This is a genomic window from Sphingobacterium sp. SYP-B4668 (assembly GCF_027627455.1).
Taxonomy (GTDB): Bacteria; Bacteroidota; Bacteroidia; order Sphingobacteriales; family Sphingobacteriaceae; genus Sphingobacterium.
The window spans coordinates 981,267-1,006,874 of the sequence record NZ_CP115483.1 but is presented as its reverse complement, the minus strand read 5'-3'; the positions used below and the strand labels follow the sequence as shown (position 1 = coordinate 1,006,874).

Annotated in this window: 23 protein-coding genes; 15 read left to right on the top strand and 8 right to left on the bottom strand. The window is 40.3% G+C overall.

Translation table 11 applies throughout. The annotated features are described in order from the left end of the window. Window positions 1-44 precede the first annotated feature (44 nt). The 3 genes from OQ289_RS04320 to OQ289_RS04310 all read right to left on the bottom strand — a co-directional run bounded on the left by OQ289_RS04320 (window position 45) and on the right by OQ289_RS04310 (window position 2,135). Window positions 45-992: an MlaD family protein gene (locus OQ289_RS04320; protein WP_270089562.1), complete on the bottom strand. Its 948-nt coding sequence runs from the start codon at window positions 990-992 to the stop codon at window positions 45-47. Between the two features lie 68 nt (window positions 993-1,060). Beyond that, window positions 1,061-1,903, bottom strand: coding sequence for an N-acetylmuramoyl-L-alanine amidase family protein (locus tag OQ289_RS04315; RefSeq protein WP_443020423.1), 843 nt, complete (start codon window positions 1,901-1,903; stop codon window positions 1,061-1,063). Between the two features lie 58 nt (window positions 1,904-1,961). Then, window positions 1,962-2,135, bottom strand: coding sequence for a hypothetical protein (locus tag OQ289_RS04310; protein ID WP_270089560.1), 174 nt, complete (start codon window positions 2,133-2,135; stop codon window positions 1,962-1,964). On the opposite strand from OQ289_RS04310, the gene OQ289_RS04305 reads away from it, so the two are divergent. The 3 genes from OQ289_RS04305 to OQ289_RS04295 all read left to right on the top strand — a co-directional run bounded on the left by OQ289_RS04305 (window position 2,134) and on the right by OQ289_RS04295 (window position 7,487). Continuing rightward, window positions 2,134-4,725, top strand: coding sequence for a putative LPS assembly protein LptD (locus OQ289_RS04305; protein ID WP_270089559.1), 2,592 nt, complete (start codon window positions 2,134-2,136; stop codon window positions 4,723-4,725). The genes OQ289_RS04310 and OQ289_RS04305 overlap by 2 nt on opposite strands. 39 nt (window positions 4,726-4,764) lie before the next feature. Next, a complete protein-coding gene (locus tag OQ289_RS04300; RefSeq protein WP_270089558.1) occupies window positions 4,765-6,024 on the top strand; it encodes a competence/damage-inducible protein A in 1,260 nt (419 codons plus the stop codon). 95 nt (window positions 6,025-6,119) lie between these two features. After that, complete coding sequence (locus OQ289_RS04295; RefSeq protein ID WP_270089557.1) at window positions 6,120-7,487, top strand: dihydrolipoamide acetyltransferase family protein; 1,368 nt, start codon at window positions 6,120-6,122, stop codon at window positions 7,485-7,487. Window positions 7,488-7,551: 64 nt separating this feature from the next. On the opposite strand, the gene OQ289_RS04290 is transcribed toward OQ289_RS04295, so the two are convergent. Next, window positions 7,552-8,913, bottom strand: coding sequence for an MATE family efflux transporter (locus OQ289_RS04290; protein ID WP_270089556.1), 1,362 nt, complete (start codon window positions 8,911-8,913; stop codon window positions 7,552-7,554). A gap of 190 nt (window positions 8,914-9,103) precedes the next feature. On the opposite strand from OQ289_RS04290, the gene OQ289_RS04285 reads away from it, so the two are divergent. Further along, window positions 9,104-9,601, top strand: coding sequence for a Sec-independent protein translocase subunit TatA/TatB (locus OQ289_RS04285; RefSeq protein ID WP_270089555.1), 498 nt, complete (start codon window positions 9,104-9,106; stop codon window positions 9,599-9,601). Window positions 9,602-9,879: 278 nt separating this feature from the next. Continuing rightward, complete coding sequence (locus OQ289_RS04280) at window positions 9,880-12,117, top strand: Tex family protein (RefSeq protein WP_270089554.1); 2,238 nt, start codon at window positions 9,880-9,882, stop codon at window positions 12,115-12,117. Between the two features lie 44 nt (window positions 12,118-12,161). Here the strand turns inward: OQ289_RS04280 and OQ289_RS04275 are convergent, their stop codons facing one another. After that, window positions 12,162-12,953 carry a GLPGLI family protein gene (locus OQ289_RS04275; RefSeq protein ID WP_270089553.1) on the bottom strand — a complete coding sequence of 264 codons (792 nt, stop codon included), beginning with the start codon at window positions 12,951-12,953 and terminating at the stop codon, window positions 12,162-12,164. A 14-nt stretch (window positions 12,954-12,967) separates the two neighbouring features. After that, a complete protein-coding gene (locus OQ289_RS04270) occupies window positions 12,968-15,733 on the bottom strand; it encodes an outer membrane beta-barrel protein (protein ID WP_270089552.1) in 2,766 nt (921 codons plus the stop codon). A gap of 256 nt (window positions 15,734-15,989) precedes the next feature. Between OQ289_RS04270 and OQ289_RS04265 the strand changes: the two genes are divergently transcribed. From OQ289_RS04265 to trpA, 10 genes are all read left to right on the top strand, one after another. Beyond that, entirely contained in the window at window positions 15,990-17,360 is a 1,371-nt protein-coding gene (locus OQ289_RS04265; protein WP_270089551.1) for a dipeptidase, read from the top strand. 98 nt (window positions 17,361-17,458) lie between these two features. Further along, window positions 17,459-18,202, top strand: coding sequence for a lysophospholipid acyltransferase family protein (locus OQ289_RS04260; RefSeq protein WP_270089550.1), 744 nt, complete (start codon window positions 17,459-17,461; stop codon window positions 18,200-18,202). 25 nt (window positions 18,203-18,227) lie between these two features. After that, window positions 18,228-18,986: an ABC transporter ATP-binding protein gene (locus tag OQ289_RS04255; RefSeq protein ID WP_033564809.1), complete on the top strand. Its 759-nt coding sequence runs from the start codon at window positions 18,228-18,230 to the stop codon at window positions 18,984-18,986. Between the two features lie 150 nt (window positions 18,987-19,136). Continuing rightward, window positions 19,137-19,358: a DUF2795 domain-containing protein gene (locus OQ289_RS04250; protein WP_002996718.1), complete on the top strand. Its 222-nt coding sequence runs from the start codon at window positions 19,137-19,139 to the stop codon at window positions 19,356-19,358. 87 nt (window positions 19,359-19,445) lie between these two features. After that, window positions 19,446-19,907: a hypothetical protein gene (locus tag OQ289_RS04245; protein WP_033564808.1), complete on the top strand. Its 462-nt coding sequence runs from the start codon at window positions 19,446-19,448 to the stop codon at window positions 19,905-19,907. Between the two features lie 39 nt (window positions 19,908-19,946). After that, the gene (locus OQ289_RS04240; RefSeq protein WP_156142805.1) at window positions 19,947-20,111 is read left to right on the top strand and encodes a hypothetical protein; all 165 of its coding nucleotides are present in this window, start codon (window positions 19,947-19,949) and stop codon (window positions 20,109-20,111) included. 66 nt (window positions 20,112-20,177) lie between these two features. Next, on the top strand, window positions 20,178-21,167 hold the full coding sequence (gene trpD, locus OQ289_RS04235; protein ID WP_270089549.1) for an anthranilate phosphoribosyltransferase: 990 nt from the start codon (window positions 20,178-20,180) through the stop codon (window positions 21,165-21,167). Then, window positions 21,164-21,805: a phosphoribosylanthranilate isomerase gene (locus tag OQ289_RS04230; RefSeq protein ID WP_270089548.1), complete on the top strand. Its 642-nt coding sequence runs from the start codon at window positions 21,164-21,166 to the stop codon at window positions 21,803-21,805. The genes trpD and OQ289_RS04230 overlap by 4 nt, the downstream gene beginning before the upstream one ends. Continuing rightward, a complete protein-coding gene (gene trpB / locus OQ289_RS04225; protein WP_033564805.1) occupies window positions 21,786-22,970 on the top strand; it encodes a tryptophan synthase subunit beta in 1,185 nt (394 codons plus the stop codon). The genes OQ289_RS04230 and trpB overlap by 20 nt, the downstream gene beginning before the upstream one ends. Window positions 22,971-22,973: 3 nt before the next feature. Further along, on the top strand, window positions 22,974-23,735 hold the full coding sequence (gene trpA / locus OQ289_RS04220) for a tryptophan synthase subunit alpha (RefSeq protein WP_270089547.1): 762 nt from the start codon (window positions 22,974-22,976) through the stop codon (window positions 23,733-23,735). Between the two features lie 252 nt (window positions 23,736-23,987). Here trpA and OQ289_RS04215 read toward each other — a convergent pair whose 3' ends face one another. Next, window positions 23,988-24,425 (bottom strand): PepSY-like domain-containing protein, encoded by a 438-nt coding sequence (locus tag OQ289_RS04215; RefSeq protein WP_270089546.1) that lies wholly within the window; start codon window positions 24,423-24,425, stop codon window positions 23,988-23,990. A gap of 213 nt (window positions 24,426-24,638) precedes the next feature. Continuing rightward, window positions 24,639-25,085, bottom strand: a complete 447-nt coding sequence (locus OQ289_RS04210; protein ID WP_033564802.1) for a PepSY-like domain-containing protein — start codon at window positions 25,083-25,085, stop codon at window positions 24,639-24,641. Window positions 25,086-25,608: the final 523 nt, after the last annotated feature.

Below are 25,608 nucleotides of genomic sequence, written 5' to 3'. Positions count from 1 at the left end.
ACATGAAATTTCATGTCCCCTTTCTATTGTTATATTAAAGTTGCCTATTTGGTGTCTTTCTTGCCAAAAATCGACAGCCGAATGTATCGACTTGGTCTTTCTTTTACATCCTTAATCAAATGATCCAAATCACGGGAAGCGTTGTTAAGATTATTATAGAGTTCATCATCATTGATCAATAAACCAATTGACCCTTTTCCTGAATTAATTTTATCTGTAATGGATTGCACATCTTGCATGGCTTTATTCGCGTTGTCAACAGTTGCTTTAAACTCCGTTTTAGCCAGCTGGTCAGACATAGCATCGAGATTGTTCATAACCTGATCGAGCTTCTTACCATTGGTCTTAAAGTTGGTCGTTATGGATTCCAGATTGGCCATGATACGACTCAATCGTACACGCTCGGTACCGAGGAGATTATTGACTTCCCCTGTAATACCTTCTATATTCTTCATGGATACTGACACACTGTGCATACTCTTTTGAAGATCCTTTTGAAAGTCTTTGTTTAAAATTGAATTTACGGCAAACAATACAGAATCAAGGCGTGATGCTATATTTTCAACTTTCTTTTGAAGTGGTTCTACCTTCTCCATGAGATTTTGTTGAACATCAGATGTGAGAGGATCTCCATCTTTGGCCATCGTCGTACTATTACCTAAATCAAAAACAATAATCTTACTTCCCAATAAATCCGCGCTCATAATACGAGCGACGGTATTCGAGGGGATTTCATATTCTTTTTTAATTTTAAATTCAGTCCTGATTTGACCATCTGTCATCAAGGTCATTTTGGAGACTCGACCTATTTGGTATCCATTGACCGTCACAGGTTTAGACACGGCCAATCCGTCAACGTTTCCATAAACGGTATAAAAAGAATTTTCGCTGCTAAAGACATCATTTCCCTTTAAAAAACTGTAGCCTATAAATAATAATGCTATGGCAACGACGGTCAATGCCCCTACCTTGGTTTCATTCGCTATTTTCAAAATCGTATCTTATTACAAACTTAAAGAAATCAAAACTACTCTAAACAACACTCTAATATAGGAATTGTTTACCGTTCGACACTTCTTTTGAAGGTTTTTATTGCATTCAACAGATTCTGAGTGATTTCATTCTGCCCTGCATCAGTCATCATAAACTCTTCCTCGGCCGGATTACTGATGAAACCAATCTCCGTTAGGACAGCTGGCATACCCGCACGAGCAAGTACCGCCAAACTTTTCTCCCAAACGCCTCTATTGGTACGTCCAGATTTCACATATTCATTTTGCATATATGAGGCCAACTTGATACTTTGATCACGGAACTGATTTTTCATTAGAGAAAACACAATGTAACTCTCTGGATCTTTGGGGTCAAATCCTTGATAGTTGTCCTTATAGTTGGATTCTAATAATAGGGATGCATTCTCCCGTATGGCGGCATCTTGCTCTCCTAAGCGCCCATATCCTGAAACCAACGTTTCTGTACCTTTGGCAGAGGTATTGAGTACTGAAGAGGTAACACGCTTTCCTTTTTTATTACGCGAGGTCACTCGACTAACCCCTCCAGAGTTACAATGGATAGAAATAAAAAGGTCTGCATGGTTATCATTTGCGTAGTAAATACGCTTATAAAGTTCCACGAATTCATCTGTTTTACGGGTGTATAACACCTTCACTCCTGGTAGCTCGGCTTCTATAAGTTTTCCCAGCTTCAAAGCCACCTGTAGAGCCAAGTGCTTTTCCAATGTCTGATGCCCTTTAGCTCCCGAGTCATGCCCTCCGTGTCCCGCATCGATGACAATGGTTTTAACTTTATATGCGGACTGACTCTGTGCTTGACCAAAAAAAGGGAGGAGAGAAATAGTGACTAGTAAAGAGAATGTGATGAGCTTAGATTTTGTTAGAATCATTTTTATTTCCATGTGATATCTTATCTTATTTAAACGAACTCAAGATGAGCTCTTTTGATTAAAACGCAAAAATAAACCATTTAGCATTATTTAACATTAAAACAGCTGTTTTTTCTACATCTTTTTTGACTAATTTTGCAGCCAAGAGTTTATCTTTATCACAAAAATAATATTCATTATCAATTTTGAAGGCGTTAACGGACTTTTTAACATATTTATTACTTCTCATCATGTGCTTTTCCTTGGTGAATGCACAAGAAGTCACTCCTTCAAAAACTGTGATTCCGAACGCTCAAGACACTTCCAAGACCCTTTCGGACAGCACAAAAGTAGTGCAACAAGATAGTATACGTGACTCTGTCATTGTTAAAGATAAAGATGGCCTCCAAGCCATGGTGAGTATTGTTGCCGTAGACAGTCAGTATACACAGGTTGATAAAAACATTACCCACTTGTACAAAGGAGCCAAAGTGAAGTATCAGGATTTTGAACTTTCTGCAGATTATATCCGATTGAACCGTAATACCAACGAACTATTTGCCAGTGGCGTCATTGATCATAACGGCAAATATGTGGGTCGCCCGGTCGTCCTTTTTCCAAATGAGACACCAAAATCTGTAGACTCCCTTACCTACAACTACAAGACTATGGAAGGTAATACCTTTGGTATCATGACAGAGGTCGATGGAGGGTACATACAAGCCAAGATTGTCCGTAAAAACATGTATGACGAGATGTCCATATATCAAGGACTCTACAGTACCTGTGACCTCCCCTACCCTCACACCCATTTTGGACTTCAGATTTCAAAAGGTATAGTCACTAAGAATCAAATCATTGCAGGTCCTACCTACTTGGTGGTAGAAAATATACCCGTCAAATTTGTCGCCATCCCTTTCGGCTTTTTCCCGAAGCCAAACAAACGTTCATCAGGCTTTCTCTTCCCTTCGTTTGGTGAAGATGCTACGCGAGGGTTTGCCATACGTGATGCGGGTTGGTATTTAGCATTCAATGACTATTGGGATAGTGAAATACGAGGAACTCTTTACTCGAAAGGTTCGTGGGAAGCCTCGGTCAACACGCAATACAAAGTAAATTACAAATACAACGGAGGATTTAATCTCCGTTATGCATCTACAAAAACAGGTGTAGAAGGAACAGATGATTACGGTTCCAATAAGGATTTCAATGTCACTTGGAATCATACACAACGTCAAGAAGCCAATCCAGGGACCTCTTTCAGTGCATCCGTAAATTTCGGTACGAGCTCCTATTTCAGAAGGACAGGTGTAAATACGACCAATAGCTACCAAGATTTGACACGTAATAACATGTCGTCGTCCATTAGTTATGGAAAAGTATTTGCGGATGGCAAAGTAAACTTTACATCCAGTCTAAGCCATAGACAGGATATGGCCACAGGACAAGTTTCTTTAGAATTACCTTCCTTCAGTTTGAACGTAGCTTCGTTCAACCCCTTCGACAGTAAACAAAGGGTAGGCGAGCAAAAATGGTATCAACGTATTAATGTAGGATACAGCTTACAGGGACGTAATTCTATAACAGCTGGAGATTCCATACTTTTCACTAAAGAAGGCTTGAAGAAATTCACGAACGGATTCCAACACTCCATCCCAATAAGCCTTTCCTTAAATGCATTTAAGCATTTTCAATTCAACACAAGTGTTAATTATACCGAACGGTGGTACTTGCAAAGTATCCGTAAATTCAATCTCAATGAACCGGGCGGATATAAAGAGATGGTAGATACTGTACAGGGATTCAACCGTGCATATGACTATTCTTTCTCGACAGGACTCTCGACCAAGGTATACGGTATGTATCCAAAAATAGGAAAGATTGAAGCCATTCGCCATGTGGTCACTCCCTCTATCAACCTCAATTATCGGCCTGATTTTTCAGACCCTTCTTTTGGTTTCTACAGAGACTACACCAATTTATCTACCGGTAGAACAGATCGTTATTCCATCTTTCAGAACGGAATTTTCGGAGGACCAGGGTCTGGCAGATCCATGGGTATAGGTTTCTCCGTAGATAATAATCTTGAAGCTAAAATATTAAGCAAGACAGATACTGCCAATAACGGAATTAAAAAAATACCTATTTTACAGGGATTGACTTTTAGTGGGAATTACAACTTCGTAGCTGACTCCTTAAAACTTTCACCCATAGGATTTTCAGGACGGACCGCTTTATTTAAGGAAAAAGTGAATATTAACTTCAATGGATCCTTAGACCCTTACAGCATGGATAGATTCGGCCAAAAGATAGATCGCTATGCTCTTAAAGATGGTAAATTGGCGCGACTGACCAATTTTGGTTTCTCATTCGACTATAGTTTTAATCCCAACGCTTCCAAGAGTCGTAATCAAAATATCGATTCGCTCCGAAATACGGCGCCTAACATGACACCGGAACAGGCCGAGGCACTATCTAGAATCAGCTCCAATCCCAATGCATTCGTCGATTTTAATATCCCGTGGAATCTTGCTGGATCTTTTAGTTTTCAATATAGCAAACCAGGCCTAGAGTCCAACATCACCGCGACTGTCAATGTACACGGAGACTTTAACGTTACCCCTAAATGGAAGGTGCAATTTAACTCAGGCTATGACCTTAAGGCCAAACAACTTTCCATGACGCAATTCCAAATTTACAGAGATTTACACTGCTGGGATATGTCTGTGGGATGGGTTCCCTTCGGACAGTACAAAAGCTACAACATCACTATCCGGGCCAAAGCATCTGTTTTACAAGATCTGAAATTATCCAAACGTAACAGTAGCTTCAGCAGATATTAATACGGGCTAGGCTACTGCTGAATCTAAATATCTAAATCAATGACGGCAGAAATCATTACCATCGGTGACGAAATCTTAATCGGACAGATTATCGACACCAATTCGGCGTGGATAGCCAAACAGCTCAAAGACATTCATATCTCTGTGATACAGATGACATCGATATCTGACAATCAAGAGGCTATATTGACCACCTTGGCCTCGGCTTCACAGCGAGCAGATATTGTTATCGTAACAGGGGGCTTGGGTCCCACAAAAGACGACATTACCAAAAAGACAGCAGCCAGTTTTTTTGGTACAGAATTAATACGTGACGAAGTAGTACTTGGTCATGTGAGGTCTTTTTTTGAGCAACGATCTTTGGAGATGCTCCCCATCAACGAGCAGCAGGCCGATATACTTGCTAACTGCGAAGTCTTGTTCAATGATGTGGGTACCGCTCCAGGAATGTGGGTGCACCATCAGGGCACCCACTATATATTTATCCCGGGTGTACCATTCGAAATGAAATTTTTGATTACCCAACGTGTTCTACCTAAACTGTCATCTTTATACAAATCAGGTACCATCTGGACACAAAATATCATTACTGCAGGTATAGGAGAGTCTTTTCTGGCAGATAAAATCGCAGATATTGAAGATAAACTCCCTTCCTATATAAAACTTGCCTATTTACCCAAATATGGCTCGGTGAGACTGAGGCTCACCGCCTTGGGAGAACATCTACCACAACTACAAAAGAACACTGCTCACATAGCATCAGCTATCGTGGATCGTATACTTCCTTACGTCATAGCCATAGAAGACTTGAGTATCGAAGAGGTAATCATTCAACAATTCGTACAGAAAGGACTCAGCTTATCTACTGCTGAAAGTTGTACTGGAGGTTTTCTGGCAGCACAACTTACTGCCATCCCCGGTTGTAGCAAAATGTATAAGGGTGGGATAATTCCCTATTCCAACGTGCTGAAAAAACAATTGTTAAATGTTCAGGAATCGACCTTGCAAGCTTTTGGGGCAGTCAGCGAACAAACTGTCATCGAAATGGTGAAGGGTCTGAAGCAAAGTCTCGGAACTGATTATGCTATTGCTACTAGCGGCATAGCTGGTCCTGATGGCGGAACTACTGAAAAACCGGTAGGCACGGTATGGATTGCGGTAGCAGGTAAGGGACACATCATCAGTAAAAAATTCTTATTCACCACCAATAGACAAGTGAATATAGAGTTGGCAACTGCTCAGGCATACATTTTGCTCTGGAATCTATTTAAACAGGAAAACAACTTTAGCATGAAATAAAGTATTGAAAATATCAATATTTCAATATTTTATTCTGTTCACTAGAACTAACGCAATAAATAATTAACTTAGTAGTTTGACAACGAATAATACAAATGGCACTATATAATTTAACTCTTCCCAAAATGGGAGAAAGTGTATCCGAAGCCACTATCACCAAGTGGTTAAAAGAACCAGGTGATTGGATCGGTGAAGATGAACCAATTGTGGAGGTTGCGACAGATAAGGTAGATTCGGACGTCCCATCACCTGTGGCAGGAGTTCTTAAAGAGAAGAAGTTTCAAGATGGACAAGTTGCGCAGGTAGGTGATACTATAGCAATTTTAGAGATTGAAGGTGAAACGAACACTAGTACAGAAATACAGGAAGCTGCTGCTACCCCAACCTTAGTGAAAGAAGAATATGAAACTTCTGAAACGACAAGCCCTGCAGCAGAAATCCAAGAAACGGATATTCCAGGAATAACACAATTAGAAACATCTACACAGCAAAATAGACCAATAGCATCCAATAGTATCCGCTTTTACTCACCATTGGTACGAAATATTGCTAATGAAGAGGGACTCACGCAACAAGAATTAGATAGTATCCCGGGCACCGCGAATGATGGTAGATTGACCAAACAAGATGTACTTAACTACTTACAACAACGTAAGACATCCTCTCCGGTGGCAACGGCCAACGTGTCAATAGCAGCCAAACCAACGTCTTCAGAACAGGCAAGTGTCCAACCAACGCATACCATTACTTCAGCGGGAGATGAAATCATCGAAATGGACCGCATGCGCAAACTCATTGCCGACCATATGGTAAAAAGTGTGCAAACCTCTCCACATGTATGCTCATTTGTGGAAGCCGATGTGACGAATATGGTCAATTGGCGTAACAAAATGAAAGATGCTTACAAGAAGAGAGAAGGCGAGAATATAACTTTTACCCCACTTTTTATCGAGGCGGTCAGCAAGGCATTGAAAGACTTCCCCATGGTCAACGTATCAGTAGATGGTTCTAAAATCATCAAAAGAAAAAATATCAACATCGGGATGGCTGCAGCTTTACCGACTGGGAATCTGATTGTACCTGTTATTAAAAATGCTGACCAACTTAGCTTAGTGGGACTCAGTAAATCGGTCAACGATCTGGCAACAAGGGCGCGTGCCAACAAATTAAAACCAGATGACACGCAGGGTGGTACCTTTACTTTCACCAATATCGGTGCATTTGGAAATATTATGGGAACTCCTATTATCAATCAGCCCCAAGCTGCGATAATAGCAGTGGGTACAATTACTAAAAAGCCTGCTGTCATCGAAACCGAGTTTGGTGATATGATTGGAATACGCCACATCATGTATTTGTCCATGTCGTATGACCATCGTGTTATTGATGGCGCTTTGGGCGGGACTTTCTTAAGGAGAGTGGCAGATTATTTAGAACAATGGGATACCAACAGAGTCATCTAAAAGATGAAAGCGGCTTATCTAAATAATAAGCCGCTTTTTCTTTAAATATTGTGAAACCGAAACACTAATCCTTTTGCAAAAGGTATTTGCCAATGACAGCTCTGTAGCGAGCGTACAGCAATAAAGATGAAGTCAACAACCCCAATGTCAATCCGTACCACACTCCCTTCACGCCCCAACCGAGTTCTATCCCTAATACATATCCAATAGGTAGTCCCACTATCCAGTATGCGATAAAAGTAATAAAAGTAGGCACATTTACATCTCCCATTCCTCTTAGGATACCAAGCCCCACCACTTGTGTGCCATCGAACAATTGAAAGAATCCCGCTATAATCAATAGTTGCGCTGCAATTGCGACGACTGCTACATCATCGGTGATTAAATAGGGTAAATATTGATTAAAGATTGCAAAAACCGCAGCGGCTATTAACATAAAAATAAGCACGAGGAGATAAGATGAGGCAGCAAATCGCTGCAATCGGAAGTAGTTCTTATTTCCAAAACTGTTCCCCGTTTTAATCGTAGCTGCTGAAGCGATACCGCTAGCCATCATATAGGTCATAGCTGCCAGTGTAATGGCTACCTGATGAGAGGCCTGTGCTTCAGCACTAATCTTTCCTGCAATTAATGCCGCCCCCGCAAAAGCACCGATTTCAAAAACATACTGCATCGCGACCGGCGCCCCTATCTTGAGGATATTCCAAAGCTTTTCTCGATTCAGATATCGAACTTTGAAATACTGAATATAAGGCCTAAATACGGGCGATTTCATGACATAAGCACTCATCACCACCATCATCATTACACGGTCTATTAAGGTGGCTATCCCTACCCCTCTTATCCCAAGTGCAGGCAAGCCAAACATTCCTTTTACCAGTATGATAGCTAGGATAATATTTAATATGTTCCCCCATATGGTGATGTTCATCGCTTGCTTTGTAAAGCCCAATCCTTCGGCAAATTGCTTAAAGGTATTAAAGACCATCAAAGGTAAAATCGACAGGCTCAACAAGAAAAGGTAAGGCTTGGCCTCTTTCACAACTCGAGGATCTTGATCCAAATGCTCGACCGCGTACATAGAGCCATAATATACCAAACAATATAAGAGAAGACCAGCTATAACATTCAACCAGAGACTATTGGATAGTAACTTGGCGCATCCCTCTTTATTACCACGTCCATTTTCTTGTGCAATAAGAGGCGTCAATCCATAAGCGATACCCAAGCCAACGACCAGTACCACCATAAAAACGCTATGTACCAAAGATACAGCGGCTAATGGAATAGTCCCGGCAAAATGTCCAACAATAACGGTATCTGCAGTTTGGACCAATGTATGCCCCAACTGGGAGACAACCACAGGTCCTGCAAGCAAAAACGTACTCCAGTAGTACGGTTTATAAGATTTTATCCTACCCAACATATCGAAAAAATTTCAGCAAAAATAGAAAAGTTTATGTTGGGAATCGTTAATTGAAAGTCCTAATATGGTCCTATTCATATTCATGTTTTGTTAAAATCACACAATAATTACAAAATCTTGTTGGACATTAACACAATTTACACTTACCTTAGTTCTAAAGATTATAAATACAAATAAAATTTCGTCACACATGACATTAGCATTTTTAAACATTGGCACACAAGAAATGATTCTAATCGTAATCGTTTTGTTGTTACTTTTTGGAGGCAAAAAACTTCCTGAATTGGCACGTGGGCTGGGAAAAGGGATTCGTGAATTTAAAGATGCATCTGAAGGCATCAAACGTGAAATATCAGATCAAATCAATAACTTTGAGAAAGACGTAGATGAGAAAAAAACAGCAGAAGTACCTTCCTCATCTGTTACAGAAGAAGTAGAAACGGCTTCTACCGACACAACATCTGAAGAAAAGAAAACACCCCAATTCTCAGCACCTGAAGGGACTTATCAACACGACCCAGGCCGCCAGCCTGACTATGACCCACATGCGGAGCACTACAACTATGGTTATAAGGATAATTTTGCCAGCAATACGGACAGCGGATCAGAAGCATCAGTAGAAAAAACACAGGGACATACTGATGAAATTGACTCCTTAGAAAGCAAACCACAAACTAAAGACGCTTAATTTCACACTACTGTTCCCTACTATGGGCTTCAATCTATAGCATGGAAAATTGGTGGGTTGGTTTTCAAAATCAATGAATCCTATTGGTTATCACAGCAAAGCCAACCAGGGCGCTAATAGATAAGAACATGTGTGGAAAAAATTAAAATTACTATCTACCATTTTTTCTATTAGGCACTCGTGAATGCAATGCATTTTATCTAAGTTTACAAAAAATACGATAAGGCTGTTGGCTAAACCCAACAGCTTTTGGTTTTAATGTACTACAATATTCGTTTATGTCACACGAAATCGTCATTTCGAATGAGCTATCCATTAGTGATAGACAAGTTCGCACTACCCTTGGATTATTAGATGAAGGAGCCACGGTACCCTTTATAGCCCGTTACCGTAAGGAGATGACAGGCAGTTTGGATGAGGTTCAAATTACGGCCATACGCGACCGTGCCCAACAACTAAGGGACTTGGAAAAACGTAAAGAAGCCGTGCTAAAATCGATTACCGAACAAGGCAAATTAACCGCAGAGTTGGAGAAGCTGGTTCTCTCTGCGGAGACGATGTCTAATTTGGAGGATATATACCTCCCCTATAAACCTAAGCGTAGGACTCGTGCCAGTATTGCGCGCGAGAAGGGTCTTCAACCCTTATCGGATCTTATTCTTTTACAAGAAAGTAATGATTTTGAATCGCTTGCGGCATCATTAATAGATGAAGCCAAAGGGGTAAATAGTATAGAAGAAGCACTTGCTGGTGCTAGAGATATCATTGCCGAAACAATAGCGGAGGATGCAATTGTACGCGCTAAGACTCGTAAGGCTTTCTTGGAAAAAAGTAGTTTTCTATCTCGAGTAGTGCCTGGGAAAGAAGAAGCAGCACAGAAATACAAAGATTACTTTGAATGGTCAGAATCCTTGAAAGATGCCCCCTCACATCGTGTCCTAGCTATGCGTCGCGGAGAAAAAGAAGAACTCCTATACCTGGATATAGATATTTCGGAGGAAGATGTAATACCTGCTATCGACTCACTTTACGTTAAAGCTGCAAATCCAGCAGCCACACAAGTAAGGCTAGCGCTGTTAGACGGATACAAGCGCTTACTCAAACCTTCGATGGAGACTGAGATACGCGTAGTTACCAGACAAAAAGCTGATGAAGAAGCCATAAAGGTATTTGCAGACAATGTTAGACAGTTGTTATTGGCAGCACCTCTAGGGCAAAAAAGGTTATTAGCTATAGACCCTGGGTTCCGGACAGGGTGCAAGACGGTGGTGCTCGATGAACAAGGCACGCTCTTGGAGAATACGGCTATATTCCCTCATACGGGGGCTGGTGGAGCTGCTGAGGCTGCCAAAACGGTGCAGCATCTAGTCGAGAAGCACAAAATAGAAGCCATCGCTATTGGCAATGGTACTGCTGGGCGTGAGACAGAAGAATTTGTCCGCAAGTTGAGCCTACAAAATGTAACCCTTGTCATGGTCAATGAAAGTGGTGCTTCCATCTATTCAGCATCCGATACTGCGCGTGAAGAATTTCCAGACCACGACGTGACGGTACGTGGTGCAGTGTCGATAGGGAGACGACTCATGGACCCACTTGCCGAATTAGTCAAGATTGACCCTAAATCGATTGGTGTAGGACAATATCAACACGATGTCGACCAAAACAAACTACAAACGGCATTGGATGATACGGTCATCAGTTGTGTAAATGCCGTAGGGGTGGAACTAAACACCGCTTCAAAGCAGATCTTGTCATACGTATCCGGTCTAGGCCCCTCACTGGCCCAACAGATTGTCAATTACAGGGTTGCTAACGGACCTTTCAAATCGAGAAAAGAATTAAAAAAAGTACCTCGTTTGGGAGATAAGGCATTTGAGCAAGCAGCGGGTTTCTTAAGAATCCGGAATGCAGAAAATCCATTGGATGCCTCAGCGGTGCATCCAGAGCGCTATCCGCTGGTCGAGAAAATAGCAGGTGACCTTGGTAAGAATGTATCCGATTTATTGAAAAATGAAGATCTTCGTAAATCCATTTCATTGAAAGAATACGTTTCAGAAGAAGTAGGATTGCCGACGTTAAAGGATATCATATCCGAATTGGCAAAGCCGGGACTAGATCCACGTGATCAATTTGAAACATTCTCTTTCACCGACGGTGTGAATAGTATTTCGGACCTTAGAATCGGGATGAAACTGCCAGGTATCGTGACCAATATTACCAATTTTGGAGCATTCGTAGACATAGGTGTCCATCAAGACGGTCTTGTTCACTTAAGCCAATTGGCCAACAGATTTATTTCAGACCCCCATGAAGTCGTAAAGGTGCAACAGAAGGTAAATGTAACCGTAACAGAGGTGGATGAAAAAAGAAACAGGATAGGGTTGACCATGAAATCAGATGAAAAAATGGTCCCTAAAACCAAGAAAAAAGAATTTTCAGGCAATCCACGACAACGCGAGAATCCGCAAACGGACATGGCCTCCAAGCTTGCTGCGCTCGCCAGCAAGTTTAAGTAATAACAAAGAAATGGCGCCTGTTGGCGCCATTTCTTTGTTATTACTTATAATAGAAAATACTGAATAAGATATCCGACCATCTCCTTTCCTAAAAAGTTTTCTAGCATCTGTCTAAATCGAGTCTCGACCTCATTACGCTTCATGAATTTATTTTTCTTCTTTTCAAATACAGAAAGGTCATAGGTCACCGTGTTGGAAAATTCCACCTTGGAAGCAAAGTACGACACATGGTCGTACGGGACTACCAATCCCATTATCATGCCCGGTAGACCGCCGATAGATTCAGGCCCACCACTAATCGGAATTTCATTGGTATAGTATCCAATCACATACAACGAATCTTGGGTCAAGCCATTCGCTCGCCTACATTCATAGCCTGCTATATCACGATACTCATCGGTTATCTTCCACTTAACACCCAATATAGAATCTTCAATGACCAGATCGTCTCCTGCAAAGCTCTGAAACCGCCTGTATTTCTTATTGGTCAAATTAACATGAACAATACCATCTCCAGTAATTGCATGGGCTTCCATAAAAAACTTAGCCTGTGGATCTATCTCTGTCTTGATATTTTCAAAGACATACTGATCTTTGTCAAACTTAAGCGACTTCTTCTGTACGACGCTTCCCGGCAATTTGTCCTTCAACTGATCATACCATTGACGCGTCATTCCCTCGGATTTGGCATAGAGCTGTTTGGTCAGCATATTCTGAAGATAAATGGTCTTGTCGTATGTAATAGTCCCTGTCTTAGGGAACAACGTATACTGTCCAAAACTAAGTTTGGTAATCAGTACAAAAAGTATGAGAATGGAAATCTTAATTATCTGCATGACTGGACACTTTCTTAATTAACAAACATTTTAGTAAAATCCCAAGATACCTTTAGCATATAGTACCTTCGGATGGTATCCGACCTTCTTTCGGTAAAGAAAGTATTGCTAACGGACCTACTGAATCCCGTATTTTTATTGAAAAGGTCATTAACCACAAAATCGAGTGCTAGGGATTCGTTTTTCAGGAATTTCTTACTAATACCCGGATGCACCAAAAATTGCTCGAAATTATCGGGCATTGCATCTGTCCCCGCTTGGTACACATAATTGTAATCCACATAGAATTTAATTTTTGTCGGTAGATAGTACGAAACAGACCCGTTACTATTGAAGATAAAGCCATTATTACGTTGATCGGGTTGTAAACTCGATGTCATCTGCTGATATCCTGGGGAGAACATCAAATTGAAATCAAGCCCCTTAGTAGTGCTCCTTGAAAAATTGTATCCAAAAGTATAATTTGTGCTGTTGATCTCATTGAGATCTTCATTAACCGTATTAAAGTTTTTGTTACTATTTATCGAAACCCGAGGTCCGTTAGAAATGTTGAGTTTTTTGCTCAGTTTAAACGAATACCCTCCCCACACGTTCCACGAAAAATTGGTATGGTCCTTCAAATTGTCCCATTTAAACTTGTTAAGTCCATTCTCACTATCTATATTTTGAATCAATGCGTTCTTATTAAATTGAAAATATCCCCCTATATATCTATAAGACCCTGTGAGCAACTTTGATGAATTATAATTGACATTGAAGCTATTGGTAAACGAAGGCTTAAGATTTTCATTACCGAGATACTCGTTTATAGGGTCTTGATTATTTCGCAAAGGTTGTATTTGACTAAGCGAAGGTAATTGATTCCGCCCGCTGTAGTTAAAATAGATATTGGAGGCACTACTCAATTTATAGGACATCGACAATGAAGGATTGTATGTCAAAAATGAACGCGTCAACTTATCCGAGTTCGAGTTGTTCTGTTGGTGCAACCGATCGTTGTTTAAATTATTGGTGAGATTGGCCCAAATTTTATCATTGTTTAGGTTCAACGCTACTCGATAACCATTGCTCGTTCTATTAAAATCGTAGTCATTACTAAAGATGGGATCCAAGATATCATAATCTCCTGTGCCTTCATTCTTATTGAAAGATTTCGACAATGAGGAATTATCATTTCGTGTCAAGCTATAATTCAATGTCAAGTTCAATTCGCTCGTTAGGGGTTCGGTATAGGAAAGACTACCTCCTTTTGTGGTGGATTGCTGTTCATTCTTTTTCTGTTGATCCACAATGATTGGGCTCTTTAGGGGGTTATTCTCGAATATTGTCGTATTGGAATACAATGTACCTACCCCATCGCTTTCGTTGTTATTGATGCTAAGCCCAAGTGTGATGGACCTTCCCTTCTTTAGAAACTTTCGTGTGAACAATGCCCTTGCGTTGAGACTTTCGACCTTACGATCGCTAATATCAATGGATCTACTGGTATTGAGCGAATCTAAGTTTCGATCTAACGTCGTAGAATTATTGGACATACTGTTCCAAATATTGTCCCGTGAAGCATTTCCTGTAATCATTAAACTCGTCAAGGAGTCAAATTGCAGATCATATTTAAGGTTAAATTTTTGCCTGTCTTTATCTGCAGCTATATCCCTATTGGCATTTGTGTACTGTACCCCATCTTGCAAGTTGTTCTGACTAAAGGTGGACTCGGTCCCATCATGTTCAATCTTACCATATTTATAGCTAAGATTTAGCTTATGTTTTCCATCCTTGGTCTTATCAGAGAACATGAGCCCGGAGTTAATAGCCTTAGGTCGTCCAATGACTCCCTCTCCCGAAAAATCGTCACCGCCCCCACCGAAGGAATACATCTGTCCGCCATCATCAGAGTAGGATACGTTGTCACTCTCCCCGTATTTTTCATAATCTTGCCATGACAGACTGGTACTTGCATTGTTGCCAAAAAGACCAAAAGCAGCTATTTTTTGAGACCCTTTAAATTTATTGAACATCAGCTGTCCCATGTAATAATCGTCTGTCCCTCCGCCTGCCAAAGCCTTTCCAAAAATCCCATTCTTTTTATCTTCTTTCAGTTTGACATTAATGGTTTTTACCTTTTGTCCATCATCGACTCCTGTTCGTTCGGCATCTTCAGATTTTTTGTCATATACCTGTACTTTGTCTACCATATCAGAGCGGATATTCCGTGTGACAAGCTTTGGGTCGTTACCAAAGAACTCTTCCCCATCTACCAAAACCTTTTCTACGGTCTTTCCTTGCGCCGTAATCTTACCCGATGCATCTACCGATATACCAGGGAGTACTTTGAGCAAATCTTCTACTTTAGCATTTTTTTCGACGGTAAAGCTTCCGGCATCGTATTCGGTGGTATCTCCTTTTACCACAATAGGGATTCGTCCAATGACGATCGCTTCTTCCAACAACTGAGCCTTTGTACTCATTTCAATATTGAAAGTGGAATAATCATTTTTGGTATCAATAACGCTGTAAAAATCTCCATACTTAGGATAACTGGAGATAATCAAATAGGTACCGGTGTCAGGGAGTTGGATGGAAAATCTCCCATCTTTGTCGGACCTAGCAAAATCGACCACTATAGAATCACTCGCCTGTAGGAGCATGATTGTAGCGTTTTCCAGCTTTAGCTTATCTTTTTCATCTTGCACCACTCCAGAAAACTTCTTTTGGGCGAATAGTGAATTGCTTGGCACGGAACATAATAATAGGACTGAAAACGCGAATAAAAATCGCCTCATAGTATATGATTAAGGTTTAAATTATCACAAGGGTTAATATCACGAGCAAATATAAGGTTATTATAAATTCTAAATTATAGGTTAACTAAAATTTAACATAAAGCATATATACACGACTCCCTCACTTAGTCTTAGATGTATCTTAGATTCGCTTTCCATAAAAAAATAAATCTTTTTTTGGACAGGTATAATCCACCCCGTGGATCTTCATTAACAAAATAGTTTTATGTAATTTTGGTGCAAATACATTCATACTATGCAAAATATCAAAGAATATGTGGAGGCAAACAAACAACGCTTTTTAGATGAGTTGTTTGATTTGCTTAGACTTCCCTCTGTGAGTGCAGACCCTAAATTTAAAGGGGATATCGAAAAAACGGCTGAATTTGTAGCTCAGAAATTGCGCGAAGCGGGCGCTGACAATGTGGAAGTATGTCCCACTGCAGGTTACCCTATTGTATATGGCGAGAAAATCATTGACCCATCTTTACCTACAGTATTGACATATGGCCACTATGATGTGCAGCCAGCAGATCCATATGAACTTTGGGATACCCCTCCGTTCGAACCAACTGTAAGAGATGGTAAAATATATGCAAGGGGATCTGCAGATGATAAGGGCCAGTTTTACATGCATGTCAAAGCATTTGAATACATGATGAAGAATAATACTTTGCCTTGTAATATCAAGTTTATGATTGAAGGTGAGGAAGAGGTTGGTTCAAAAAATCTGGGTACTTTCGTCAAAGAAAACAAGGATAAGCTAGCTGCTGATGTCATTGTTATTTCTGACACCTCCATGATCAGCATGCAACAACCTTCTTTAGAAACTGGCCTTAGAGGTCTTTCCTATGTAGAAGTTGAGGTCACAGGCCCTAACAGAGACCTTCATTCTGGGGTATATGGAGGAGCTGTTGGCAATCCGGCTACAATCTTATCCAAACTGATTGCTTCGCTACATGACGAAAACAATCATATTGCAATCCCAGGATTCTATGATGATGTCGTTGAGCTATCCGAGGAAGAACGTAAAGCCTTAAATCAAGCTCCTTTTGAAATCGAAGAATATAAAAAAGATTTGGGCATAGCGGAAGTGTGGGGTGAAAAAGGATTCACGACTATCGAACGCACCGGAATCCGGCCGACATTGGAGGTAAACGGTATCTGGGGTGGATATATTGGGGAAGGTGCCAAAACCGTGCTTCCATCAAAAGCCTTTGCAAAAATCTCGATGCGATTAGTTCCTAATCAAAACTCCGAAAGAATCACAAACTTGTTCAAAAAACACTTTGAGTCGATAGCTCCAGCATACGTTAAAGTTGAGGTCAAACCTCATCATGGAGGAGAGCCCGTAGTAACTCCAACGGACAGCGCGGCCTATCAAGCGGCTGAAAAAGCGCTGGAAGAGACATTTGGCATTAAACCTATCCCAACTAGAGGTGGTGGCTCTATCCCTATCGTTGCATTATTTGAAGATGTGTTGGGGATAAAAACTGTATTGTTGGGATTTGGATTGGACAGTGATAATCTTCACTCACCAAATGAGAAATATGGTATTGAGAACTATCTCATGGGAATTTCGACGATTCCGTTGTTCCATAAGTATTATGCGGAACTAAGTAAATAGTCCTAGGTGAGGTCCTGGCAAAATTTCAGCTCGTGCTATCTCTTGCCCAGGACCTTGACTTTCTATAGAATTAAGTTTCCGTCTACATTACTATGTCTATGATCAGGATATTCAGAAAAATCCATCGGATATGCTATTTGACATCCGTGTTTCTATTTTTCATTATATTTTTCCCTTTCCTATTATTTCTGTGTAAACGGCCTGAGAAATATTATAATCAGATTGCCTTTTGTCGAAAATGGATTAGCATTTTAGGGGCTTATACGGTAGGAATACGCTTTCAAGTCCGTCATGAAGTGCCTATCGATTGGTCCCAACCGTATGTGCTATGTGCCAATCACACCTCAATTTTGGATATTACCGCCATTACCCATCTTTGTAAGCAACCCTTTTCTTTTCTAGGTAAGGTAGAGCTTCTAAAAAATCCAGTAACGCGCATCTTCTTCAAAAGTATTGACATTACTGTGGACCGAAAAAGCAGGATATCAGCCTTCAAGGCGTTCAAAAGAGCGAACGAATTGCTCGTTGCTGGACGATCTGTAGTTGTGTTTCCTGAAGGTAAAATAGATGATGGTTACCCGCCACAACTTCACGAATTCAAGTCAGGTCCTTTTAGGATGGCTATACAAAATAATATCCCCATCATCCCTATTATTATCCATAATGCCTGGGACGTTCTTTGGGACAGTGGACTTACATTCGGCTCGCGGCCGGGTATAGTCCAATCTACAATCCTCGCCCCCATTTCTACAGATGGATACACGGATGAGAATTCAGGTGAACTGCAATTGCTGATTTACGAAAAAATGAAAACCCATTGGGAAACAAATAAAATATCGTAACTTTTGACCAATAATTACAGAACAAATGGCGGAGCATCCACTGATTGAAATAACAGATATCGGCAGAAAATATATTATAGGATCTGAGACTATACATGCGCTCAAATCAGTTTCTCTACATATCAACAAAGGAGAATTTGTTGCGTTGATGGGTCCTTCAGGCTCTGGCAAATCTACGTTAATGAACATATTGGGATGTTTGGACACTCCTTCAAAAGGTGACTACATTCTCAACGGTATCAATGTAAGCCAGATGTCGGATGACGAGCTTGCGGAAGTCAGGAATAAAGAAATTGGATTCGTATTCCAAACATTCAATCTATTGCCTAAATCTACTGCATTAGAGAATGTAGCGCTTCCGTTGATATACGCCGGCAAGTCCAAAAAAGTAAGGGACGAGAAAGCACTGGCGACACTCACCAGCGTAGGATTGGAGCACCGTACCGACCACAAGCCTAACGAGTTGTCCGGTGGACAGCGGCAACGTGTAGCCGTTGCACGTGCATTGATCAACGACCCGTCGATTATACTAGCGGATGAGCCTACCGGTAATCTGGACACCAAGACGTCTATTGAAATTATGGGGCTCTTAGAAGACATCCACTCTAAAGGCAATACGATTATACTTGTTACGCACGAAGAGGATATAGCTCAACATGCACATCGCATCGTCAGAATGCGAGATGGTTTAATCGAAGATGATTATCCAAATACCGATGTAAAATCGGTCTCACCACGAATGTCTGCACTGAAAGAAAGAGGAGACGATTTTGAAAAAATGTGACATTTAGCAATTAATAATTATCCAATTTCATCGCTCAATACACAAATAACAAGTTTGTTACTCGAAAAACAACAAATTACAATCGAAAGACTTGGATAAGTCAAATTAAATATTACTTTTGCGGAAATCCGAAATTTTAAATTATTAGATATGTATTGGACATTAGAATTAGCTTCGCACCTTGAAGACGCCCCATGGCCAGCAACTAAAGATGAATTAATAGACTATGCTATTCGTTCAGGAGCCCCCGTAGAAGTTATAGAGAATCTCCAAGCCTTAGAGGACGACGGCGAGCCTTATGAGAATATTGAAGAGATCTGGCCGGATTATCCGACAAAAGATGATTTCTTTTTTAACGAAGATGAATACTAAAAAATGCTGAACGCCTTAATTTCGATTAGGGCGTTTGACATTTAAGTTATATTAATCCATTCCAAAGACGAAGAGTCAAATAAATATATGACAATACTACTAAAGCATATCTACACCTTTCTCTTCGCTCTGATGATTGCTCCATTATTATCATTTGGTCAATCCAATAATAGTGACATCCCTTATCTAAAACGATTTGTACACGATCTGTCCGTAGATAGTATTGCGACAGATGTATTGCTTAGCCAATATGTTACCATCAAACAAGAGGTCGATGATGATTATCTCGACTATCTCATTGCTAGCTTGGATGAAGTAAGGCTGAACATACAGAATAAGAATACGAAAGAAATCCAATATCTTAATTGGACTCAAATCCCCAAAAAGGAAACACGGGATATAGATCCTGAGGGATTGGATACAAATAACATGTATTTTCTAAAATACAAAAACCGCCAAGTTGTTGCTATATATTTGGAAGATGGCAAAATAGCTTCGTTCACCCTTGTTTCCAAAGGCAACAAAGTCGCCCATTTCGTTACCTATTAAATTCATGTAGGGCATAAAAGGGTGTATTGACCATATTTAATGGATGATGGAATCATCAATCACCATATTCTTTTAAAAAAAGTTGTTTTTTTAGAAAGAATGCATCATATTTGTGATATTGATAATAAAAATGAAATTAAAGCATGTAAATACAGAGTGGTGGTGGCACAACAGCTAATGTTGTGGCAACTATCTATTGCTTGAATTATTTACATATCAAAGAATAGTGGGCTTGCCTTTTTTGGCGAGCCTTTTTTATTTTAATAAACCATGAAAGAAATATTAGCACATTTATTCGAATACAAAGCTTTCACTCGGAAGGAGGCGTATGATATTCTGACTCACATCACGGAAGGAAAATATGACAGTCACCAAGTGGCTGCTTTCATGACGGCTTACGGAATGAGGAGCATACGTGTTGAAGAACTAGCTGGCTTTCGAGATGCGATGTATGACTTGTGTAAGAAAATAGATTTGAAAGACTACAAGCTCGTTGACCTGTGCGGAACGGGAGGAGATGGTAAAAACACATTCAATATATCTACCCTAGCTTCCTTCGTAGTAGCTGGAGCCGGATATCAAGTAGCCAAACATGGTAATATCGGGGTATCATCGGGGTGCGGCTCTTCAAATGTCATGGAGTACTTAGGATATACTTTTACGAATGATGAGGACTTGATCAAACGGCAACTGGATGAAGCGAATATTTGTTTTCTTCACGCGCCATTCTTTCATCCTGCAATGAGGACGGTAGCTCCAATCCGGAAAGCATTGGGCGTTAAAACATTCTTCAACATGTTGGGCCCCCTCACAAACCCTGCAAACCCAAAGTATCAATCCGTAGGGGTATTCAGTCTGGAATTAGCACGTCTTTATGGCTATTTATATCAAAATACAGACAAGCAGTACGCTATATTACATGCTTTGGACGGCTACGACGAGATATCCTTGACTGGCGATTTTAAAGTCATCAATAACCAAGGCGAACATTACTACACCCCTCAAAACCTGGGCTTCGAAAATATTGATCCAGCGTCTATCAGTGGTGGCCATACGGTAGAGGAAGCTGGAAAAATATTCTCGACAATACTCAGAGGTGAAGGAGATGACATCCAAAACAGTGTGGTGCTCAGCAATGCGGCATTTGCCATCAATACATTCAATCCAGAGAAGTCATTTGCCGATTGCTATTATGAAGCCGAAGAATCCCTATTGGGATTGAAAGCCTTAAATGCATTCAAAAAACTGATAAGCCAATGAAATCCATTAAAATCAAAGTTTGTGGGATGAAAGATCCATCCAATATTCAGGCACTGGGTCTATTGAATATTGACTATATGGGTTTCATCTTTTTCGAAGGGTCAAAGCGCTTCGTCGATAAACTTGCACCGCTAGACATACCTCTCACACCAGCTATCCAACGCGTGGGTGTATTTGTCAATAGCGACTTTCGGATTATTCAAGAAAAAATAAAGGCATTTGAACTTCAGGTGATACAATTGCATGGAAATGAAACGCTAGATTTATGCAGAAAGGTAAGGGACTCAGGGGTAACAGTAATCAAGGCATTTGGCATAGACTCCGAATTTGATTGGTCTATTTTACCAGCCTATGTACCCTTTGTAGATTACTTCCTCTTCGATACCAAAAGCAATCAGCATGGCGGAACGGGAACGACATTTGATTGGCGTATTTTAGAGAATTACAACCTTCAGGTTCCCTATTTCTTGAGTGGCGGCATTGGACCACATAACATTCATGGGGCCCTACAGAGCAGTGACCCGAGGCTTTATGCGGTGGACCTAAACTCTAAATTCGAATCCGCACCCGGATTAAAAGATATAGAATTATTAAAAAAAGTAGTGAAAACAATTCAACATGAGCAAATATCAAGTTAACCAAAAAGGGTATTACGGACCATTTGGTGGAGCCTATATTCCAGAGATGCTTTACCCAAATGTAGAAGAACTACGTCAAGATTATCTCCGCATCATCCAAGAAGCGGACTTTCAAGAAGAATATCAGCAATTGCTAACGGATTATGTTGGGAGACCTTCACCGCTTTATCTTGCGAAGCGTCTCTCGGCAAAGTATGGTGCAAATATTTATTTAAAAAGAGAGGATTTAAACCACACAGGCGCACACAAAATCAACAATACAATCGGACAGATTTTGCTAGCGGAACGATTGGGTAAAAAACGTATTATTGCTGAAACTGGTGCTGGTCAACATGGCGTGGCTACGGCAACGGTCTGTGCGTTAAAAGGTTTAGAATGCGTAGTATATATGGGCGAAGTCGACATTGCTCGCCAAGCACCTAACGTAGCACGTATGAAGATGATGGGGGCAGAGGTGGTGGCGGCAAAATCAGGAAGTCGAACACTAAAAGATGCAACCAACGAGGCATTGAGGGATTGGATCAACAATCCTGTAGATACACATTACATCATCGGATCTGTGGTAGGCCCGCACCCTTATCCAGACATGGTAGCCAGATTTCAATCCATAATATCCGAAGAAACAAAAAAACAATTGTTAAGCAAAACTGGCAAAGAGAATCCCGACTTTGTCCTTGCCTGTGTTGGAGGTGGGTCGAATGCCGCAGGCATGTTTTATCACTATCTAGATGAAGAAGAGGTACAACTTATTGCTATTGAGGCCGCTGGGCTAGGAGTTCACTCTGGAGAAAGTGCTGCGACAACAGTATTGGGCAAAGAGGGCGTGCTACATGGCAGTAGATCGATTTTAATGCAAACCGAAGACGGGCAAGTCGTAGAACCCTATTCAATTTCAGCAGGGCTTGACTACCCCGGTATTGGCCCGCAGCATGCGTGGTTGTTCAAAAGCGGCCGAGGACAATACGTGAGTGCCACAGATCAAGAAGCAATGGAAGCGGGACTTCAACTGACTCGTCTAGAAGGTATCATACCCGCTATCGAAAGTTCACATGCTTTGGCCCATCTTGAAAAAATGAATTTCAAAGGTGGAGAGACCGTAGTGGTATGCCTATCGGGCCGAGGAGACAAGGACTTAGACAATTATATGAAATACTTCGATTTTTAAACCATGAGCAGCACACTATCACTTTCAACAAATAAACACCTATTATCAATATATTACACCGCGGGCTACCCGACTTTAGATAGCACGCTAGATATTGCGGAAAAGTTAGAGCAAGCAGGCGTCGATTTTCTCGAAATAGGCTTCCCTTATTCAGACCCTGTTGCAGATGGTCCGACTATCCAACACAGCTCCGAAGTTGCATTAAAAAATGGGATGACATTACATGTTCTATTTGAACAACTAGCGGATTTAAGGAAGCGGGTGAATATTCCAGTTTATTTAATGGGATATTTTAACCCGGTCTTGCAATACGGAATTGAAAATTTTTGTAAAGCGTGTCAGCGTGTCGGGGTCAATGGGATAATCGTACCAGACCTCCCTATGTATGAATATGAAGAACTTTACAAAGATATCTTTAGCAAGTACGGTATTAGCAATATTTTTTTGGTAACGCCTCAAACTAGCGAAGACCGAATAAGAAAAATAGACGAATTATCAACTAATTTTATCTATCTATTATCTTCCAATGCGACTACTGGAAAACGCTTGGATATTGATGACTCGACCGTCTATTTCGAACGAATACAACGTATGAAGCTAAAGAACCCTCTGGTTATTGGATTTGGAATATCCAACAAACAGACGTTTGCTCAAGCAACCCAGTATGCACGAGGTGCAATCATCGGAAGTGCGTTCGTCAAACTATTAGCTACTGACGATTATATGGAGAAAATTTCAGATTTTATACATCAAATCAAAGACTAAATGCAAAAGTCCCAATGAAGATTGGGACTTTGTATTTTACTATCTAGTGGGCTAGACTCGCTTTATCAACGTGCTGTATACTTTATACAGCGCACCTGCAATGGTAAGCAGTAGGACGGCGCAAATGTACAACAGCGTCGAATTAGACATTAATTGTTCCATCTTGATTAATTTTAGGTTTATACTTAGTTCAGCATCAATGTTAGACCTAAATTAGTAAACCATAAAAACAATTACAAGACCTTCAACCCATTAGTTATCAACATTTTTAAAATTCCCTTCCAAATCAAAAACCAACTCAATTCCTGTATTTAGTTTTATTTCTTGAAGTGTACGCTCTTTTTCCCATTTAACAATAAAGGCATCTGGATATTTCTCCGTAGCATATGTTAACAACTTCGGCGGAATCACACTAAAAGGAAGCTTTAAAGTTTTTCCATCGACGCTGTGTATTTCACCTTTCTTGTTAAAATCCAATTCGTGTCCAGTGGATAGGTATACTTCGTAGTAGGAATCATTATCCCCTTTATCTTCTACCACTCTACTGATGTTGGCTTCTGGAAAATGAAACGACACATACTCTTGAGCTGTACTAGGCAAGGTAGTGGGATCGATTACTTCATCTTTATCGCAAGAGATAAAAATCGCGGTTAAGGCGACAACGAATGATACAATTTGTAGTTTTTTCATCTGTGTATAGTTATTGAGGAGTGCTTTTTCTCATTTGCATCAATGAGCTCGTTTCACTCGGTTTGTTTTTAAGGCCGATGAAGTTATCAGATTTATTCATTTCTGGGTGTTACTATTCGTTCACAATTTGTTTTTAATGGCATCATGAACTCGTTTCACTCGATCTGAATGAACCATGATGGTCTCACCACATGTTTTGACAAAATATGTTGACTAATCTATTTTTTTACTGATTACTGCTCCACTTGCAGAAAATACGACTTCGTATTCTTGTGGACTATTTTTTAAACCGACTTTATAAGTAACCTTTCCCTGTTGATCATAACGATCAACATCATCGATTCTAAATCCTTTAAATTCCTTTTTAATGGCATCTTTCACTTCTCGGGGAAGCTGTTTGGCAGTAATCTCTTGTTTATATGACACTAATTTGCCTTCAGGTGTGTAAAGGGCTGTATGGTCCTTTCCTGTAAGGCTTGTCTTAAAATCAACTTCATACACGCCATTATGCTTAATTTCCCACTCGCTGAGCTTAGCATTTTTAAACTGCAGTTTGTATGCATTCAAGATTACAGCAGGTACTTGAGACTCTTTGATATCCTGTGCATAAATAGCCTGGATACTGAATAAAAGCATTAATGCTAAAATTAGATTTTTCATAATTCTTATCTTTTATATTTCTAACACAAAGTAAATTGTCAATTTGGGAAAGATTTGGGAGAAGCTTTTCCAATTATAACTTTTTTGTAACAATCACCATTTTCGTGCCAAGACGATTGGTTTTTATTATATTTGCGATTGATGAAAAGATGGTTAGCACTATTTTTATTGATTATATATTCGTTCACGTCGAGCGGAGCGACTCTCTATTTTCATTTTTGTAGCAGTGGAAAAACGAATTTGGTTTCATTTTCTAAAGAAGTCGCTTCGCATGATAACTGTTCACTCTGTTTAAAAAAGGACAGCCCAAAGCATGACAACATCAAGATGTCATGCCACCCAATGGGAAATGTGGATAGTACAAATAAATGTAAAGACGTAAAACTGGACCTTGAACAGTCGTCTGATACTTACTATTCTTCTGGCCAGCAGATTAACTCCTTTACGTTATTTGCCCCAGCAGTAATTACATTACTCTGGGTATATAATTTCAATCCTATTGAGGATATCGCTATTCCGCATC